This window comes from Brevibacterium sp. LS14, assembly GCF_012027885.1.
Lineage (GTDB): Bacteria > Actinomycetota > Actinomycetes > Actinomycetales > Brevibacteriaceae > Brevibacterium > Brevibacterium casei.
On sequence record NZ_SJXG01000044.1, the window covers coordinates 204,255 to 220,583 of the forward strand.

At 69.9% G+C, this 16,329-nt stretch carries 15 protein-coding genes; 5 read left to right on the top strand and 10 right to left on the bottom strand.

Annotation, left to right across the window (positions count from 1 at the left end):
* Positions 1-57 precede the first annotated feature (57 nt).
* Positions 58-1,008, top strand: coding sequence for a LysR family transcriptional regulator (locus tag EZE58_RS07595; protein WP_040341655.1), 951 nt, complete (start codon positions 58-60; stop codon positions 1,006-1,008).
* Here the strand turns inward: EZE58_RS07595 and EZE58_RS07600 are convergent.
* The 3 genes from EZE58_RS07600 to EZE58_RS07610 all read right to left on the bottom strand — a co-directional run bounded on the left by EZE58_RS07600 (position 929) and on the right by EZE58_RS07610 (position 3,479).
* Positions 929-1,816, bottom strand: a complete 888-nt coding sequence (locus tag EZE58_RS07600) for a hypothetical protein (protein WP_240388912.1) — start codon at positions 1,814-1,816, stop codon at positions 929-931. The genes EZE58_RS07595 and EZE58_RS07600 overlap by 80 nt on opposite strands.
* The gene (locus EZE58_RS07605; RefSeq protein ID WP_009377629.1) at positions 1,813-2,418 is read right to left on the bottom strand and encodes a hypothetical protein; all 606 of its coding nucleotides are present in this window, start codon (positions 2,416-2,418) and stop codon (positions 1,813-1,815) included. Before EZE58_RS07605 ends, EZE58_RS07600 begins: the two co-directional genes overlap by 4 nt.
* Before the next feature lie 245 nt (positions 2,419-2,663).
* Positions 2,664-3,479 (bottom strand): hypothetical protein, encoded by an 816-nt coding sequence (locus tag EZE58_RS07610; protein WP_009377628.1) that lies wholly within the window; start codon positions 3,477-3,479, stop codon positions 2,664-2,666.
* Positions 3,480-3,607: 128 nt separating this feature from the next.
* Between EZE58_RS07610 and EZE58_RS07615 the strand changes: the two genes are divergently transcribed.
* A complete protein-coding gene (locus EZE58_RS07615) occupies positions 3,608-3,832 on the top strand; it encodes a DUF3073 domain-containing protein (RefSeq protein WP_009377627.1) in 225 nt (74 codons plus the stop codon).
* Between the two features lie 111 nt (positions 3,833-3,943).
* Here EZE58_RS07615 and purM read toward each other — a convergent pair whose 3' ends face one another.
* From purM to EZE58_RS07630, 3 genes are read right to left on the bottom strand one after another with little or no spacing between them, the layout of a single operon-like run.
* Positions 3,944-5,056, bottom strand: coding sequence for a phosphoribosylformylglycinamidine cyclo-ligase (purM, locus tag EZE58_RS07620; RefSeq protein WP_009377621.1), 1,113 nt, complete (start codon positions 5,054-5,056; stop codon positions 3,944-3,946).
* A 1-nt stretch (position 5,057) separates the two neighbouring features.
* Complete coding sequence (purF, locus tag EZE58_RS07625; RefSeq protein WP_040341654.1) at positions 5,058-6,539, bottom strand: amidophosphoribosyltransferase; 1,482 nt, start codon at positions 6,537-6,539, stop codon at positions 5,058-5,060.
* A 44-nt stretch (positions 6,540-6,583) separates the two neighbouring features.
* The gene (locus tag EZE58_RS07630; protein ID WP_009377618.1) at positions 6,584-7,066 is read right to left on the bottom strand and encodes a hypothetical protein; all 483 of its coding nucleotides are present in this window, start codon (positions 7,064-7,066) and stop codon (positions 6,584-6,586) included.
* Positions 7,067-7,202: 136 nt separating this feature from the next.
* Here EZE58_RS07630 and EZE58_RS07635 point away from each other — a divergent pair, with 136 nt between their 5' ends.
* Complete coding sequence (locus EZE58_RS07635; RefSeq protein ID WP_009377616.1) at positions 7,203-8,189, top strand: universal stress protein; 987 nt, start codon at positions 7,203-7,205, stop codon at positions 8,187-8,189.
* Positions 8,190-8,234: 45 nt separating this feature from the next.
* Here EZE58_RS07635 and EZE58_RS07640 read toward each other — a convergent pair whose 3' ends face one another.
* Genes EZE58_RS07640 through EZE58_RS07655 form a run of 4 tightly spaced genes read right to left on the bottom strand, consistent with a single transcriptional unit; the run spans position 8,235 to position 12,064 of the window.
* A complete protein-coding gene (locus EZE58_RS07640) occupies positions 8,235-9,149 on the bottom strand; it encodes an EamA family transporter (protein WP_009377614.1) in 915 nt (304 codons plus the stop codon).
* On the bottom strand, positions 9,146-10,588 hold the full coding sequence (locus EZE58_RS07645; protein WP_009377612.1) for an aldehyde dehydrogenase family protein: 1,443 nt from the start codon (positions 10,586-10,588) through the stop codon (positions 9,146-9,148). The genes EZE58_RS07640 and EZE58_RS07645 overlap by 4 nt, the downstream gene beginning before the upstream one ends.
* Complete coding sequence (locus EZE58_RS07650) at positions 10,585-10,986, bottom strand: sterol carrier family protein (protein WP_009377610.1); 402 nt, start codon at positions 10,984-10,986, stop codon at positions 10,585-10,587. The genes EZE58_RS07645 and EZE58_RS07650 overlap by 4 nt, the downstream gene beginning before the upstream one ends.
* Before the next feature lies 1 nt (position 10,987).
* The gene (locus EZE58_RS07655) at positions 10,988-12,064 is read right to left on the bottom strand and encodes an asparaginase (RefSeq protein WP_009377607.1); all 1,077 of its coding nucleotides are present in this window, start codon (positions 12,062-12,064) and stop codon (positions 10,988-10,990) included.
* A 33-nt stretch (positions 12,065-12,097) separates the two neighbouring features.
* Between EZE58_RS07655 and purD the strand changes: the two genes are divergently transcribed.
* Positions 12,098-14,347, top strand: coding sequence for a phosphoribosylamine--glycine ligase (gene purD, locus EZE58_RS07660; protein ID WP_009377606.1), 2,250 nt, complete (start codon positions 12,098-12,100; stop codon positions 14,345-14,347).
* Between the two features lie 351 nt (positions 14,348-14,698).
* A complete protein-coding gene (locus EZE58_RS07665; protein ID WP_009377605.1) occupies positions 14,699-16,195 on the top strand; it encodes an aminobutyraldehyde dehydrogenase in 1,497 nt (498 codons plus the stop codon).
* Positions 16,196-16,329: the final 134 nt, after the last annotated feature.

Here is a 16,329-nt window from a genome sequence, read left to right on the forward strand (position 1 = left end):
CGCCGCCACTGTTGAGCACAATCGCAAAGTTCTTCATCGACTGTGTAGCATGACTTCATGGTCTCCGAGCAGCGTGCCCTCGATCCGCGGCACCTCGAACTGCTCCGCGCCCTCGATGAGCACGGCAGCGTCACCGAGGTCGCCCGTCTCACCCACCGCACGCCCTCGGCGGTCTCCCAGCAGCTCCGACAGGCCGCCCGCGAACTCGGCCACGCTCTCGTCGAACCCGCCGGCCGCGGACTCAGGCTCACTCCCGCGGGCCGACTGCTCGCCGCGGGCGGGCGAGACGTGGCCCGCGCGATCGCCCGCGTGCAGGCGGACTGGGAGGGCCACCTCGGCGAACCGGTCGGGGAGATCACCCTGTCCGGACTGCCGAGCGCGCTCACCCACCTCCTGCCCGATGCGCTGCGTGAGCTCGCCGACACGCACCCGGGAATCGTCCTGCGCACCCACGACGTCGACCTCGCCGAACACGAGTTCGCAGGGCTGACGAGTGAGGTCGACATCGTCATCGCCCACAGCCTCGTCTCGGCCCGGCCGGCGGGCACCGAGGGACTCACCGTCGTCCCCCTGGCGAGGGAGCCGATCGACGTCGCCGTCGCCGACGCCCACCCGCTCGCCGGGCGCGCGTCACTGCACCCGACCGATGTCGTCGACCGGCAGTGGGTGGGGGTTCCGATCGGCTACCCGTTCAACTCCGTTCTCACCTCGATCGAGCACGTCACCGGTCGCGACCTCGACGTCGTCCAACGGATCCGGGACAACCGCCTCATCGAGGCGATCGTCGCCTCCTCGGACCAGCTCGCGCTCCTCCCCCGATACACGACCCCGCGGAATGCCGGCATCACCCTCATCCCGCTCACCGGGGTGGAGACGAGGCGGTGGGTCGTCGCGGTCATGCGCCCGGACACCGCCGAGCGCGTCGCCGTCAGGCGCGTGCTCGACGCCCTGAAGCGAACCGACGAGGGACGAGCTTCTCCAGAGGCAGGAACGCCGCCCAGCAGATGACGGTGGGCAGGAAGTGGATGCCGAGCGCGAAGTACGTCATGAGGTGGAAGAGGCAGAAGAACGCGACGACGAAGTAGAGCCACTTGCCCTTGAGGAAGAGCGCGATCGGAGAGAGGAACTCGAAGGCGAGCGTCGCCCACTGCGCGGCGATGAGGAGGCCGGGCATCTCGAGGAACGGCTTCGACCACTCCGCGCCGCGGCGCATGAGCGCCCAGATGATCACCGCGCCGTTGGCCCAGTGCGTGATGTTGCCCGAGGCGATCCACTTCATGAGCACGGAGTAGAAGTACGTGAGGACGACGGCGATCTGGACGACCCGCAGCGCCCATCCCGCCTTCGCCGAGGTGACTCCCCCGTCCCGGAACCGCGCGACGCCGACCGTGGGGAGGACGACGGAGGCGATGACGAGCGCCATGTGATCGTGGGCGACGTACCCGTAGCCCTGCGTGTAGAACATCCACAGCCCGAAGGTGACCGCGACCGCCCAGCCGCTGATGCGCTGGAGGACGCCGGCGGCGGCGAGGAGGGAGAAGACGATGATCGCGGCGAGCAGAAGCTGCGCGCCGAGCACGCTCACCGGCGGGATCCCGAGCACCCGGGCCAGCCACAGCGGCTGGTAGAGCTCGGGCGTCCAGCCGTGCGGGATGACGTCGGCGGAGATCGTGAGGACGTCGATGATGATGAAGAGGTAGATGAAGACCCGGAAGACCGCGACCCGGGCGAGCGGGAGCTGCGGCATGAACCAGCGGAGGAACGCATTGCGGGTGTCCGGCGCTGTGCCGGGCGCTGTGGCGGGGGTCGGGCTCATCGCACCTCCCATTCCGCGAGGACCTTCGTCACCGGTTCGCCGACGCTGCGCCCGTTCTTCAGCTGCGTGGTCGTACGGCAGAGGATCATCCGCTCGGGTTCGGGCTGGCCGGGGTGGAGGCGGATGTAGGAGTCCGCGAGCGTCTGGAGCAGCTCGGGGTTCGCGATGACCCGCGGCAGCTGGGACTCGACGTCGCCGCGTTCGATGCCGACCGTGTCGATGTTGAACGCGAGCTTGGTCGGCTCGTCCTCGCCGGGGAACTGCGCGGCGATGCACGTCGAATTCACCTCACCGTTGAGGTCCTTCGCCGTCGCGTACTGGGTGAGCGAGCCGAGCGGGAAGAAGTCGTTGGTGTTGAGGAACTGCCCCGCCGTGAGGATGACGAGGGCGATCGCCGTCGCCCCGATGCGCCAGCCCATGCCGATCCTCGACATCGGCTTCGGGGACTTCCCAGTGCGGGCCTTCGCGGCCACTGCCTTCGCCGAGGCGGCTGTCGCTCCGGATTCGTCCGCGGTTCCGGGGGCGTCCGTCACTCCGGAGGCGTCCGTCGGGGGCTCGCCGGGCGGGGTGCTCGTGAGGAGTCGGCGCTTCTTCTCATCCATGTGCTGCGGGGTTCACCTTCTCATGCCGCGGTCGGTCCCTCAGTCCGGCACCTGGGCTGCGCGGACGGTGATGCCGGGGTCCCACCTCGGCGATCTCGGAGACAATCGTAGCGTCCCGGGTCACGACCGACGCTCAGCAAGCGAGGCACCTGTGGCCGGAATCTCGCACTCTCGGCAGCCCTCCCGGCGCTGGGCAACCCGGCGCAGGGTTGCTCAGCGCTCGCAGTGTTGCCGGGGACGGCCGGTCACGAACCGCGGGCGTAGAGGTTGAGCTGCTCCCACGCGGCCGCGTACTTCTGGAACGCGGCGGTCGCGGATTCGAGGTCGTCATTGCTCAGCGCCGTCACCCACGCGTCGACGAGCTCGGGACCCTCGTTGGGCCAGAGCACCTCGCTCATCCCGCCGAGGTCGAGTTCGAGGATCGAGTTCATGTCGAAGCTGTCGATCCACTGCGCGAGCACGCTCGTCTGCTCGACCATGTCGACGACCTTCGACTTCTCCGCAATCGTCTCCGACGCCCATTCCATACGCGCCGAGGCGGCGAGGATGTCGGTGCGGATGAGCACCCGCAGCCCCTCGTCGGTCTCCTCGGTGATCACCTGGTCCTCCCCGAGGGAGAAGAACAGCCACCACGCCGGGGGCACATCCCACGCCGAGACCCGAGCGAAGATCCGCGTGTCCTTGGTGTCCTGGAGCCACTCCGCACGCAGGCTCGCCGCGCGCCTGCGTGCGGACTTCGGAGCGATGATGTCAAGGGTCGCCTTCGACGTGTGCTCGGTGAGCGATTCGAGCGCCTCCCACCCGCGGATGTCCTCCTGCGCGGGCGAGAACCGATCCACTCCGTCCGGGGTCTGAGACGCGGGAAGGAAGATCGGTGTGTTCCGGAACGACTCGGCGACCGGGCTCGGAGGAAGCGAGATCAGGCGCTGATCCGCGTCATCGGCCACCTGCGCCTCGATGCGCGCACGGTTGTCCTCGACCTGCCTGTCTTGCAATTCGGAATGAACCACGATGGGTTCGAAGATCCGCAGGGAGACGAGATATTCGCGACTGTAGGACATGGGATCACCCTATCCAAGGTCGGTTCGCGAAATGGAACTTCCCACCGCGAACAGGTAGGATTTAAGCGCATAGCAGAGATCTAGTCCGGGGTAGCACACCCCACATGACGACGGAGGGGGTCACGCCAGTGGGTCGCGGCCGCGCAAAGGCAAAGCAGATCAAGGTAGCCCGGAAGCTCAAGTACTACAGCCCGGACACCGACCTGAATCGTCTCCAAGAAGAGCTTGGCTCCGACTCGCAGAAGTCCGGCGCCTCCGATCCCTACGACGATGAGCCTGACTACTCCGAGTACGCGGACAAGTACAACGTCGACGACGAAGACGACGACGACTACTCCGAGCGCCGGTCCTGATCGCAGACGCTGATCACACACGCTGAACTCAGACACTGAGAGAGGGGCGGAGACTTCGGTCTCCGCCCCTCTTCCGTGTGCGCAGCGCGCCGCGCGTGCGGCTGTGGCCCGTCAGCGGAGGATCGCCGCTCCCCCGTCGACGCCCTTGGCGCCCTGAACGTAGTCGAGCTCTCCGGCGAGCGCTCCGTCATCGGTGCGGACCTCGCCGAGCACCCATGCTCCCGGGCTTGCGGCGAGCACCTCGTCGGCGGCCTCGGCGGCCGTGACGAGGACCATGCCGACACCGAGGTTCCAGGTCCTCTCGCGGTCGGCGCGCGGCACCCCGCCCAGGTCGCCGAGGACGGAGAAGACCGCGGGGATCTCCCACGAGTCGCGCGACATCGCGGCGACGAGTCCGGGCGGCAGCACCCGGGCGACGTTGGCCGAGAGTCCCCCGCCGGTGACGTGCGAGACGGCGTGGACGGCACCGGGCAGCGCGGTGAAGAGCGCGTTGAGCTCGCCCGTGTAGACATGGGTGGGAACGAGCAGCTCCTCGCCGAGGGTGCGCCCGAACTCGGGGACCTCACGGTCGAGCGTCCATCCCGCCTCGGCGATGATGTGCCGGACGAGCGAGTACCCGTTGGAGTGGATCCCTGAGGACGGCAGGGCGATGAGGACGTCTCCGGCGGTGACCTTGTCGGGCCCGAGGAGGTTCTCGGCATCGACGACACCGGTCGCAGCGCCCGCGACGTCGTACTCGTCGACGCCGAGGAGACCCGGGTGCTCCGCGGTCTCACCGCCGACGAGCGCGACATCGGCCTGCGCGCAGGCCTCGGCGATGCCGCGGACGATCGCGGCGATGCGTTCGGCGTGGACCTTCCCGCACGCGATGTAGTCGGTCATGAACAGCGGCTTCGCGCCGCACACGATGATGTCGTCGACGACCATGCCGACGAGGTCGAAGCCGATCGTGTCGTGGATGTCGAGCGCCTGGGCGATCGCGACCTTCGTGCCCACCCCATCGGTCGACGTCGCGAGCAGCGGACGCGTGTAGTCCTTGAGGACGGAGACGTCGAAGAGTCCCGCGAACCCGCCGACGCCGCCAACGACGCTGGCGTTGTGGGTGGCGGCGACCGCTGACTTCATCAGTTCGACGGCCCGGTCGCCGGCTTCGACGTCGACGCCGGCCGCGGCATAGGTCGTGGACTGCGGGGCAGCCTCCACAGCATTGTCGTCGTGGCTCAACTCAGCATCCTTTGTCGACGGGGGTGGTGTTGACGGGAATCGGGTACTCGCCGGAGAAGCAGGCGGTGCACAGCTGGTCGCGCTTCTGCCGTGTCGCCTCGATCATCCCGTCGAGGGAGATGTAGCCGAGCGAATCGGCGCCGAGCGAGGTGCAGATCTCCTCGACGCCCAGACCGTTGGCGATGAGCTCGGCACGGGTGGCGAAGTCGATGCCGTAGTAGCAGGGCCATTTGACCGGCGGGGAGGAGATGCGGATGTGGATCTCCTTGGCCCCGGCCTCCCGGAGCATGCGCACAAGCGCCCGCTGCGTGTTGCCGCGCACGATCGAGTCGTCGACGACGACGAGGCGCTTGCCCTCGATGTTCTCGCGGATCGGGTTGAGTTTGAGGCGGATGCCGAGTTCGCGCAGCGTCTGCGAAGGCTGGATGAACGTCCGTCCGACGTACGCGTTCTTCATCAGCCCCTGTCCGAACGGGATCCCGGACTCCTCGGCGTAGCCGACGGCGGCGGGAGTGCCCGACTCGGGGGTGGCGATGACGAGGTCGGCGTCGACCGGGTACTCCCGGGCGAGCCTGCGTCCCATCTCCGTGCGCGCGCCGTGGACGATCTGCCCGTCGAGGACGCTGTCGGGACGAGCGAGGTAGACGTACTCGAAGACGCAGCGGGCCTGCTTCTCCTCGGCGAAGCGGAACGAGCGCAGTCCGTCCTCGTCGATGGCGATGAGTTCACCGGGTTCGACGTCGCGCACGTGCGAGGCGCCGACGATGTCGAGGGCCGCGGTCTCCGAGGCGACGACCCACCCAGTGGAGAGGCGGCCGAGCGAGAGCGGTCGCACGCCCTGCGGGTCGCGGGCGGCGTAGAGCGTGTTCTCGTCCATGAAGACGAGCGAGAACGCGCCTTCGACCTGCGGCAGGAGTTTGAGCGCGGCGTCGGTGAGGTCCTCGCCCTGCTCGGTCGCGAAGAGCTCGGTGACGAGTGAGGTGTCGTTGGACGAGTCGCGGAAAGCCCGGGTGCGGGTGCGCTTCTTCGTCGCCTCGGCGACGACACGGTGCGCGTGGTCGCTGCGGGAGTCGGCTAGGGCCTCGAGCTCGTCGAAGTTCGTGAGGTTGCCGTTGTGGGCGAGCGCCACCGTGCCGAACGGGGTCGGTCCGAGCGTCGGCTGGGCGTTCTCGAACGACGGCGATCCCGTCGTCGAGTACCGGGTGTGCCCGACGGCGATGTGTCCCTGGAGGAGTTCGAGATCGCGCTCCTGGAACACCTGGGAGACGAGTCCCATGTCCCGGTAGATGAGGATCTGGCTGCCGTTCGAGGCGGCGATGCCCGCGGACTCCTGCCCGCGGTGCTGGAGGGCGTAGAGCCCGAAGTACGAAAGTTTGGCGACTTCCTCGCCCGGAGCCCAGACTCCGAACACTCCACAGGCGTCCTGTGGGCCGCGGTCCAGGGGGTCGATTTCGTGGGTCAGCTGCCCGTCTCCTCTTGCCACGTGAAGAATTGTCTCACACTGCTGGAGGGCCGCCGACCGCCGCCTCAGGCGCCGGAACCCGGCCGTTCGGAGCGTCCCAGGTCACCCCGGTCGCCGGTGTCGTCGGCAGGAGTCCCGGGGGCCGCCTCGGCGGGGGAATCCGGGGACTCACCGCCCGCCTCGGGGCCGGGTTCGGTCCCGGGATCGGGGACCGGCTCACCGCGCATCTCCGCGAGACGACGGGCGGCGACGGCCTTGGGATCGTCGACCATGTCGATCTGCGCCTCGACCCGGTACTCCCGGGCCTTCCTCCGTCCGCGCCAGTCGAGGAGGAGGGCGACGAGCCCGCCGAGGAAGAGACCGGTGATGCCGAGGAAGACGACGAGGAGGCCCGCGCCCTTGGCCACGGTCGATTCCGCGGGGATCTGTGCGGGATCGACGACGAGCGTGAGCAGTCCGGCGACGAGGACGCCGAGGATCGCGCCCACGGCCATGAACGCGGCGTACTTGGGGCTGCGACGCACCGAGACGTCGATCTGGTCCTTCATGATCTCCTTGCGCGGGGGATGGCGTCGGCCGGGCCGACGAAGTCGCACACAGTCTAGTCCAGCGGCCCTGCCCCGATTCCCAGGCAATCCCATAGACTGAGGAGACGATACGCGAAGGCTCTCACAAGGGGTGGACATGTCAGAAACGATCATCGTCGGAATCGACGGCTCCGCCAACAGCCGCTGTGCGCTCAATTGGGCCATCGACCACGCCCAGCTCACCGGCGCGCAGATCCGCCTCATCGCCGCGTACACGGTCCCCGGGGTGAACATGAGCCGGGCCGACATCGTCTACCCGGCCGACTTCGACACCACCGTCAAGGACTCGACGAAGCAGCTCGCCGAGGCGGCCGCCGCCGTCGTCACCGAAGCCGGAGTCCCCGTGTCGGCCCTCGTCTCCTCCGGAGACGCCTCCGGCGTCCTCATCGACGCATCGACGAACGCCGACCTCGCCGTCGTCGGCGCCCGCGGCCACGGCGGGTTCTCCGGTCGTCTGCTCGGCTCGGTGGCGCTCGCGATGCCCGCGCATGCGCACTGCCCGACCGTCGTCATCCCGACCACATGGCCCGAGCGCCCGCCGCACGATGAGCACAACCCCATCGAACCGCCCGTGCGCACCTCGCAGGAGGGCCCGACGGTCGACGCTTCGAAGGGCACGGGCGCTCATCCCGAGTTCACGGGGCAGATCGTCGCCGGCCTCGACCCCTTCGACACCGACAGCCCGGTGCTGCGCGCCGGCGCCGAGCAGGCCCGCATCTACGGCAAGCCCCTCCACCTCGTCGGCGTCACCGCCGCCCACATCCTCTCCCCCGAGTGGCTGCCGAGCGAAGAGCACCTGACGAAGCTCTACGACGAGGCCGCAGCCGGTTTCGAACTCGCCTCCGCGACCCTGCGCGACGAGTTCCCCGACCTCGACGTCCGCTGGACGATCTGCGACGCCCCGGCCACGGAGGTCCTCGTCGCGGCGACCCAGACGGCCGACCAGATGGTCATCGGCTCGCGCGGGCGCAGCGGCTTCGCCGCGACCCTCCTCGGGTCGACCTCGCAGGGTGTCCTCGCGCATGCGCTCTGCCCCGTCCGCGTGGTCCGCGTCCCCCGTCGGAAGAAGGCCGCCAAGAGCTGAGGCACAGCCGAAGGCTGACCCGCTCGTCGTCCGCTCATCGTCCGCTCAGCCGAGAGCGATGAGGCCGATGCCGGCGACGACGACGATCGCACCGATGAGCTTCGCGGCCACACCCCGCTCACCGAAGAACCACCACGCGAGCAGGGTGCCGACGATGATCGACGTCTCGCGCACCGGTGCGACGAGGGAGACCGGGGCGCGCTGCATCGCATAGAGGACGAGCAGGTAGGCGACCGGGGAGAGGACCGCGACCGTGATGAGCGCCCACCTGTGCTCGGTGAGGATCGACCGGAGGTCCGCTCGCCTGCTCGCCCCACCGGGAAGCGTGACGATGCCCGCGCCCATGACCACCGCCACGCATACCTCGGAGACGGCGAAGTAGAGCAGCGGGGAGCCGGTGATGTGGTTGACGGCGAAGTCGTCCCAGAGAGTGTAGGCGGCGATGAACGCCCCGATGAGACCGCCCCACGCGAGGCCCCGGACGACGCCGGCGGACCCCGCCCGCCCGGTGATCCCGCGCGGCTGACCGGTGGTCCCGCGCGGCTGGAGCGTGACGACGGCGATGCCCACGAGGACGATGAGGGCCCCGGTGATCTCGAACCCGCTCGGCCTCTCCCCGAGGACGGTGACGGCGACGATGATCGTGAGCACCGGCCCGAACCCGCGGGCGCTGGGGTAGACGACCCCGAGCGGGGCGTGGTCGTAGCCGGACTGCAGGGAGATCGAGTACCCGATGTGGAGAACGGCGGAGACGAGCGCTGCGATGACGAGCGCCCAGTCCAGCGGCTGCGCACCGGTGGCGACGAGCCAGATCGCGATCGGGGCGAGCAGGATCGCGGAGAGCCCGTGGTAGGCGAGGACGAACGCATAGCCCTTGCCGGCGACGGTCTTCGCCGCGAGGTTCCATACGGCGTGGGCGACCGCGGCGACGAGCACCAGGGTGAGGACCGCCGGCGTCACAGTCTGATGACGACCGTCTTCGTCTGCGTGTACTCGTCGAGGGCCTCGATCGACTTCTCGCGACCGTACCCTGACTTCTTGAACCCGCCGAAGGGCAGTTCGACTCCCCCTCCGGCCCCGTAGGTGTTGACGAAGACCTGCCCGGCCTCCACCTCGGCGGCGATCCGGTGGGCACGGGAGAGGTCCCGGGTCCACAGGGCGGAGACGAGACCGTACTCGGTGCCGTTGGCCAGGTCCACGGCCTCCTCGTCGTCGGCGAAGGTCATCGCGACGACGACGGGGCCGAACACCTCCTGCTGGGCGATCGTCGACCCCGGGGTGACGCCGTCGACGAGGGTCGGGGCGATGAAGGCACCCCCGCCGAGGTCGTCGGCCAGTCCCTGCGGACGGGACCCACCGGTGACGATGCGGGCGTCGCCGATGTCGGTGAGGAAGCCTTCGACGCGCTCGAACTGCTTGGGGGAGATGAGCGGGCCGAGCATCGGGTCGTCGAGTCCGTGGCCGATCGTCACCTGCTCCATGGCCGCAGCGAGCTTCTCGATGACCTCGGCATGGACGTCGCGGGCGACGATGAGGCGGGCTCCGGCCGAACACGTCTGTCCGGCGTTCTGGATGATCGAGCGCACGAGGGAGGGGATCGCCGCATCGATATCGGCGTCGGCGAAGACGATGTTCGCCGACTTCCCGCCGAGTTCGAGGATCGTCGGCACGACCCTCTCGGCCGCGGCGTGGGCGATCTGCGCACCGACCTCCGTGGAGCCGACGAAGCCGAGGTGGGCGACGCCGGGATGCGCGGCCAGGGCCGCTCCCGCCTCGGCGCCGAGACCGGTGACGACGTTGAAGGCCCCTGCGGGGAACCCGACGGAGTGGAGGAGCTCGGCGAGGCGAACGGTCGACCGGGGAGTCTCATCGGCGGGTTTGGCGACCGCGCAGTTGCCGGTGGCCAGCGACGTGGCCGCAGCCCGGCCGATGAGCTGGAGCGGGTAGTTCCACGCGACGATGTGCCCGGTCACCCCGTAGGGTTCGCGGCGCGTGTAGACGTGCATGTCCGCGGCCAGCGGGATCGTCGTGCCGTAGTACGCCTCGATGGTGTGCCCATAGAACTCGAAGTAGCGGGCGCACACATCGACGTCGGCGTAGGCCTGGGTGAGCGGTTTGCCCGTGTCCTCGGATTCGATGCGCGCGAGTTCGTCGCGGTGGGTGCGGATCGCCTCGGCGGTGGTGACGAGGAGACGGGAGCGCTGCTCGGGGCTCGAGCGCTTCCACTCCCGCTGTGCCTTCGCCGCCGCCTTGACCGCCCGGTCGACCTCGTCCGCACCGCCCCGGGAGACGTCGCCGAGGTGGTCGCCGGTGGCAGGGTCGATGTTCGCGTACGTCGTCAGCGAGGGCACGTGTCGGCCGCCGATGAACGAGGTCGTCTGGGTGATCTGGGCGCTCATCGCGGTCCTTCGAGCTCGGCTGAGGTGAAGAGCGGAACGAAGTCGGAGAGGTCGGCGCGGGTGCCCGAGGCGTCGACGGTGCCGGCGGCGAGCGCCTCGGCGAAGTCGGTGCGTCCGGTGACGAGGTCGAGCCACACCTCGGCGGAGGTCTCGACGACATTGGGCGGGGTGCCGCGGGTGTGCCGGGGGCCGGGGATGCACTGGGTGACGCCGAAGGGCGGGACCCGGACTTCGACGCTGTTGCCCTCGGCGCGGGAGGCGAGCTCCTCGAGGGTGTAGCGCACCGCGGTCGCCAGTGTCGCCCGGTCGCCCGGGGCTGCGTCGGCATCAGCGTGGGCCACCCACATCTCGAGTGCGCGTCTGCCCTCGTCGGGGTCTATCCGTCGTCGAATCGCCATTTCAGCTCCCTCCTCCTGCTGCATCTTCGCTCACGCGCACGGTGCCGACGACCGCTGTCCGCCCCTCGGAATCCGTGCCTCCCGTGACGGGCTCGGTGATGAGACGGGCGACCTCGGCGAGTTCGTCGTCGCCGACCTCCGGCAGGGCGCCCGCCCGCCGGAGGAGGGTGAGGGCGACGAGGCCGGTGGCCCGCGACGAGCCGTCGAGGCATTTGAGCGCAACGGCGTGACCGTCCCGGGTGGCCATGACGATGACGCCTTCGGCACCGCCCTTCGCGAAGACGCCGAGGCGCTCGATGACCGTCGTGTTCGGTCGCCCGTGCCCTTCGATCGCCCACGGCTGAGCGAACACCGCGTCGATGAGGGTGCGGGCGTGGTCGGCGAAGTCGGCGAGTCCGGGTGCCGCGGACCCGGGTGTCGCGGACCCGGGCGCATCAGCACCGAGGCCCACGACGCGGCCGATCGCCCGGGCGAGACCGGTGAGACTGAGCGCGAACACGGGAGCCCCGCACCCGTCGGTGCCGACCGCGGCAGGCGTTTCATCGGCGAAGGCGGCGACGACCTCGGCGACCCGGGCCTGGACGGGATGGGCGGGGTCGAGGTAGCTCGCGGTGTCCGCACCGACGGCGCGGGCGGCACGGAGGAAGGCTGCGTGCTTGCCCGAGCAGTTGAAGTGCACGGGCGAGATCGGGTCGCCCGCCTCGGCGAGGCTGCGCCGGTAGGCCCCGTCGGCGGGGTGGACAGAGGGGCACCGAAGGTCGTCGGCGCTCAGTCCCGCGGTCTCGAGCATCGCGGTCACGGTCTCGACGTGCCCGGCCTCTGAGCGGTGGGAGGCCGTGGCGAGCGCCGCCGCGGTCCCGGTGAGGTCGGCGCCGAGCGACATCGCGGCGAGCGCCTGAAGCGGTTTGAGGCTCGAGCGGGTGAAGATCGGCGCGGTGGGCGACCCGAGGCTGAGCACCGGGGACCCGTCAGGGTCGAGGACGACGGCGGAACCGAGGTGACGGGACTCGACGAATCCGCTGCGCTCGACGACGGCGAGCTCGACCGCCTCGGCGGGATGGAAGGTGGAGAGGCTCACGCACTCAAGCGTACGACCTTATAGGCTGGTCGTGTGAAGGTTCTCGTCATCGGGTCGGGCTCCCGCGAACATGCCCTCGTCCTTGCTCTCAGCCGCGACCCCCAGGTCGACGCCGTCATCGCCGCCCCCGGGAATCCGGGGATCGCGGCGATCGCCCACACCGAGGCGCTCGACGCCTCCGACGCGCAGGCGGTGACCGCGCTCGCCGAACGCCTCGACGTCGACCTCGTCGTCGTCGGACCCGAGGCCCCGCTCGTCGCCGGGGTCGCCGACGCCCTGCGTGAGGCCTCGTTTCCGGTCTTCGGTCCGAGCGCCGAGGCCGCGCACCTCGAAGGCTCGAAGGCGTTTGCCAAGGAGATCATGGAGGCGGCGGGGGTGCCGACCGCGCGCACCGTCGTCGCCTACACCACAGACGAGGCGGCCGCTGCGATCGACGACTTCGGCGCCCCGTACGTCGTCAAGGCCGACGGGCTCGCCGCGGGCAAGGGCGTCGTCGTCACCACCGACCGGCAGGCAGCCCTCGACCACGCGCACTCGTGCCTCGAGGTCTCCGACCGGGTCGTCATCGAGGACTACCTCGACGGACCCGAGGTCTCCCTCTTCGTCCTCTGCGACGGGTCGCGGACCGTGCCGCTCGCCCCCGCCCAGGACTTCAAGCGCATCGGCGACGGCGACTCGGGACCGAACACGGGCGGCATGGGCGCGTACTCGCCGCTGCCATGGGCACCTGCGGGCATGGTCGACGACATCGTCACGACCGTCGCCCAGCCCGTCGTCGACGAGATGGCCCGCCGCGGCACCCCGTTCACCGGTCTCCTCTACTGCGGGCTCGCACTGACCTCGAAGGGCCTGCGCGTCGTCGAGTTCAACGTCCGCTTCGGCGACCCCGAGACCCAGTCCGTCCTCGCCCGCCTGCGCACCCCGCTCGGGCAGACGCTGCTCGCCGCCGCCGAGGGCCGCCTCGACGAGGTCGGCGAGCTCGACTGGGATCCGCGCACCGCGGTCACCGTCGTCATGGCCGCCGAAGGCTACCCGGAGAGCCCGCGCACGGGCGATGTCATCTCCGGACTCGAGGCCGCCGACGCCCGCGAGGACGTCTCCGTCCTCCACGCCGGCACCCGCACGTCCGAGGACGTCGCCGGCGACGTCCTCACCGCCGGGGGACGCGTCCTCTCGGTCGTCGCCCTCGGCGGCGACCTCGACGAGGCACGGGCCCGGGCATATGCCGCCGTCGACGAGATCTCCTGGGACGGCGAGCAGCACCGCAGCGACATCGCCGAGGCGGCCGCGGCCGGGACGATCGAGGTCGCCGACATCTATGCCGCCCCCGAGGCAGTAGCGGAGGCGGGCCCTGCCGGTTCGAGTGACACCGCTCCCACCGCAGCGCCCGGCTCTGGTGCCCCGGTCCTCCCGGGCTGGACGCATGTGTACTCGGGCAAGGTCCGTGACCTCTACATCCCCGAGGATGCAGCAGACATCGCCTCGGCCGAGCGTCTGCTCATGGTCGCCTCCGACCGGATCTCCGCCTACGACTGGGTCCTCGACACCGAGATCCCCGACAAGGGCAGGGTGCTCACCGGGCTGAGCCTGTGGTGGTTCGACCAGCTGTCCGACATCATCGGCAACCACGTCATCAGCACCGACGTCCCCGCGGCCGTGCGCGGGCGCGGGCTCATCGTCCAGAACCTCACAATGATCCCCGTCGAGTGCGTCGCCCGCGGCTACCTCACCGGCTCCGGCCTGAGCGACTACCGGGAGACGGGTGCCGTGTGCGGCGTCGAGCTGCCCGCGGGTCTCACCGAGGCCGACAGGCTCGAGCCGCCGATCTTCACCCCGGCGACGAAGGCAGCACTGGGCGACCACGACGAGAACGTGTCCTTCGAGCAGGTCGTCGAGACCATCGGCGCCGACCAGGCCGAGCGGATCCGCGACCTCACCCTGAACATCTACTCCCGCGCCGAGGAGATCGCCCGGGAGCGCGGCATCGTGCTCGCCGACACGAAGTTCGAGTTCGGGACGCTGCCCGACGGGACGATCGTCCTCGCCGACGAAGTCCTCACCCCGGACTCCTCGCGCTTCTGGGACGCCGAGTCCTACGCGCCCGGCACCGTGCAGGCGAGCTTCGACAAGCAGTTCGTCCGCGACTGGCTGACGACCGAGTCCGGGTGGGACAGGTCCTCGGACACTCCCCCGCCGGCCCTGCCCGCCGAGGTGGTCGAGAAGACCCGCGCCCGCTACATCGAGGCGTTCGAGACGCTCACCGGCGAGTCCTTCCCCGCGTAAGGCAGCTGCCCCGCGCTCCCGGCGCGCAGCCAGCGCCTCCAACACGAGCAGAGGACGCTGAGTGTCGATTTCCGACTGAGGAATCGACACTCAGCGTCCTCGACTCGTCGGTGGGCGCGCGCCGGCCACTCGAGCGAGCGCACGGCCCCTCACCTCGCCACCACCTCGGCGGACCACTGTTTCAGCAGGTCATTCGCGCTTTCGGCAAGCGTTCTCCCGTCACTTCCGGTCTGATACGACGGATCTAGTGGAACTCACGAGCGAAATCCGTTACTGTGATCCGAAACAGTGACCCGCGCCACACCGCATCACCGGCGCAGGTCCACACGCACAAGGCGGGAACCGATATGCATGCACCACTGGAACGGCGAACAGCACGAGGGACGGGGAGCACCGTTCACCCTGACGAACCCCGCCACGGCAGCGACGACCGGTACGTATCGGCTCGCCACCGCTGACGACGTCGACGAGGCCGTCGCTGCCGCGAAGGCGGCGTACCCGGCGTTCAAGGCGCTCACCCCTGGCGAGCGCGCCGACCTCCTCCTCGGCCTCGCCGACGAGCTCGAGGCGCGCAGCGAGGAGATCGCGGCCCTCGAGTCGCAGCAGACGGGCAAGACGATCCGGCTGGCCACCGAGTTCGACGTCCCCGGGTCGATCGACAACGCCCGCTTCTTCGCCGGCGCCGCCCGGCAGCTCACAGGACTCTCGGCAGGCACCTACTGGGAGCAGTCGACGTCGATGATCCGTCGGGAGCCCCTCGGCGTCATCGGTTCGATCGCGCCGTGGAACTACCCGCTGCAGATGGCTGCGTGGAAGATCCTGCCGGCCGTCGCCGCGGGCAACACGATCGTCCTCAAGACCTCGGAGATGACACCGGGGACCTCCCTCATCCTCGCCGAGGCGGCCACCGCAGCCGGATTCCCACCCGGAGTCATCAACGTCATCGCCGGTGACGGCCAGGACGCCGGCGAAGCGCTCGTCACCCATCCCGACGTCGTCATGACCTCATTCACCGGATCGACTCCCGTGGGCCGGCGGATCATGGAGCTCGCCGCACGCAAGGGGGCCCGCGTCCACCTCGAACTCGGCGGCAAGGCCCCGCTCGTCGTCTTCGCCGACGCCGACATCGAAGCCGCAGCCCGCGGCGCCGTGGCCGGCTCGCTCATCAACTCCGGACAGGACTGCACCGCGGCGACCCGCGCGATCGTCGCCGCCGAGCACTTCGACGCCTTCACCGACCGCGTCGCCGAGCTCATGGCCGGCGTGCGCCTCGGCGACCCGTCCGACCCGGCCACCGACATGGGCTCGCTCATCTCGCTCACCCATCGCGACCGCGTCGCCGCGATGGTCGAGCGCGCCCGGGAGGCCGGGGCGACGATCCGCACCGGCGGGCAGATCCCCACCCGGGACCACCTCGGCGGGGATCTTCCCGGAGACCCCGAGTCGACGGCCTACTACGCTCCGACGCTCATCACCGGCATCGACACCGACGCCGAGGTGTGGCGGGAGGAGATCTTCGGACCCGTCCTCGTCGCCGTCCCCTTCGACACCGACGACGAGGCGATCGCGCTGGCCAACGACACCCGGTACGGGCTCGCGGCGAGCGCGTGGACCCGGTCGACGAACCGGGCGCTGCGGGCGGCCGCGGACATCGAAGCCGGGTGCGTATGGATCAACGAGCACATCCCGATCGTCTCCGACATGCCGCACGGCGGGTACAAGGCGTCTGGCTTCGGCAAGGACATGAGCCAGTACTCGTTCGACGAGTACACGCAGATCAAACACGTCTTCATCGACCAGCATGAGGACCCGCACCACGCGTGGCAGGACACGATCTTCACGACGTGATGGGCCGTCCCGGTCACCTCCGGGACACGAGCGGATCCCGGCCCCCCGCCACAGCCGCCGGGAGCGACCCCAACCCCAGCCTGTGCACCCCTGCTCGGGATGCGCACACCAGACGACAAGGAAGTCGGAGGACC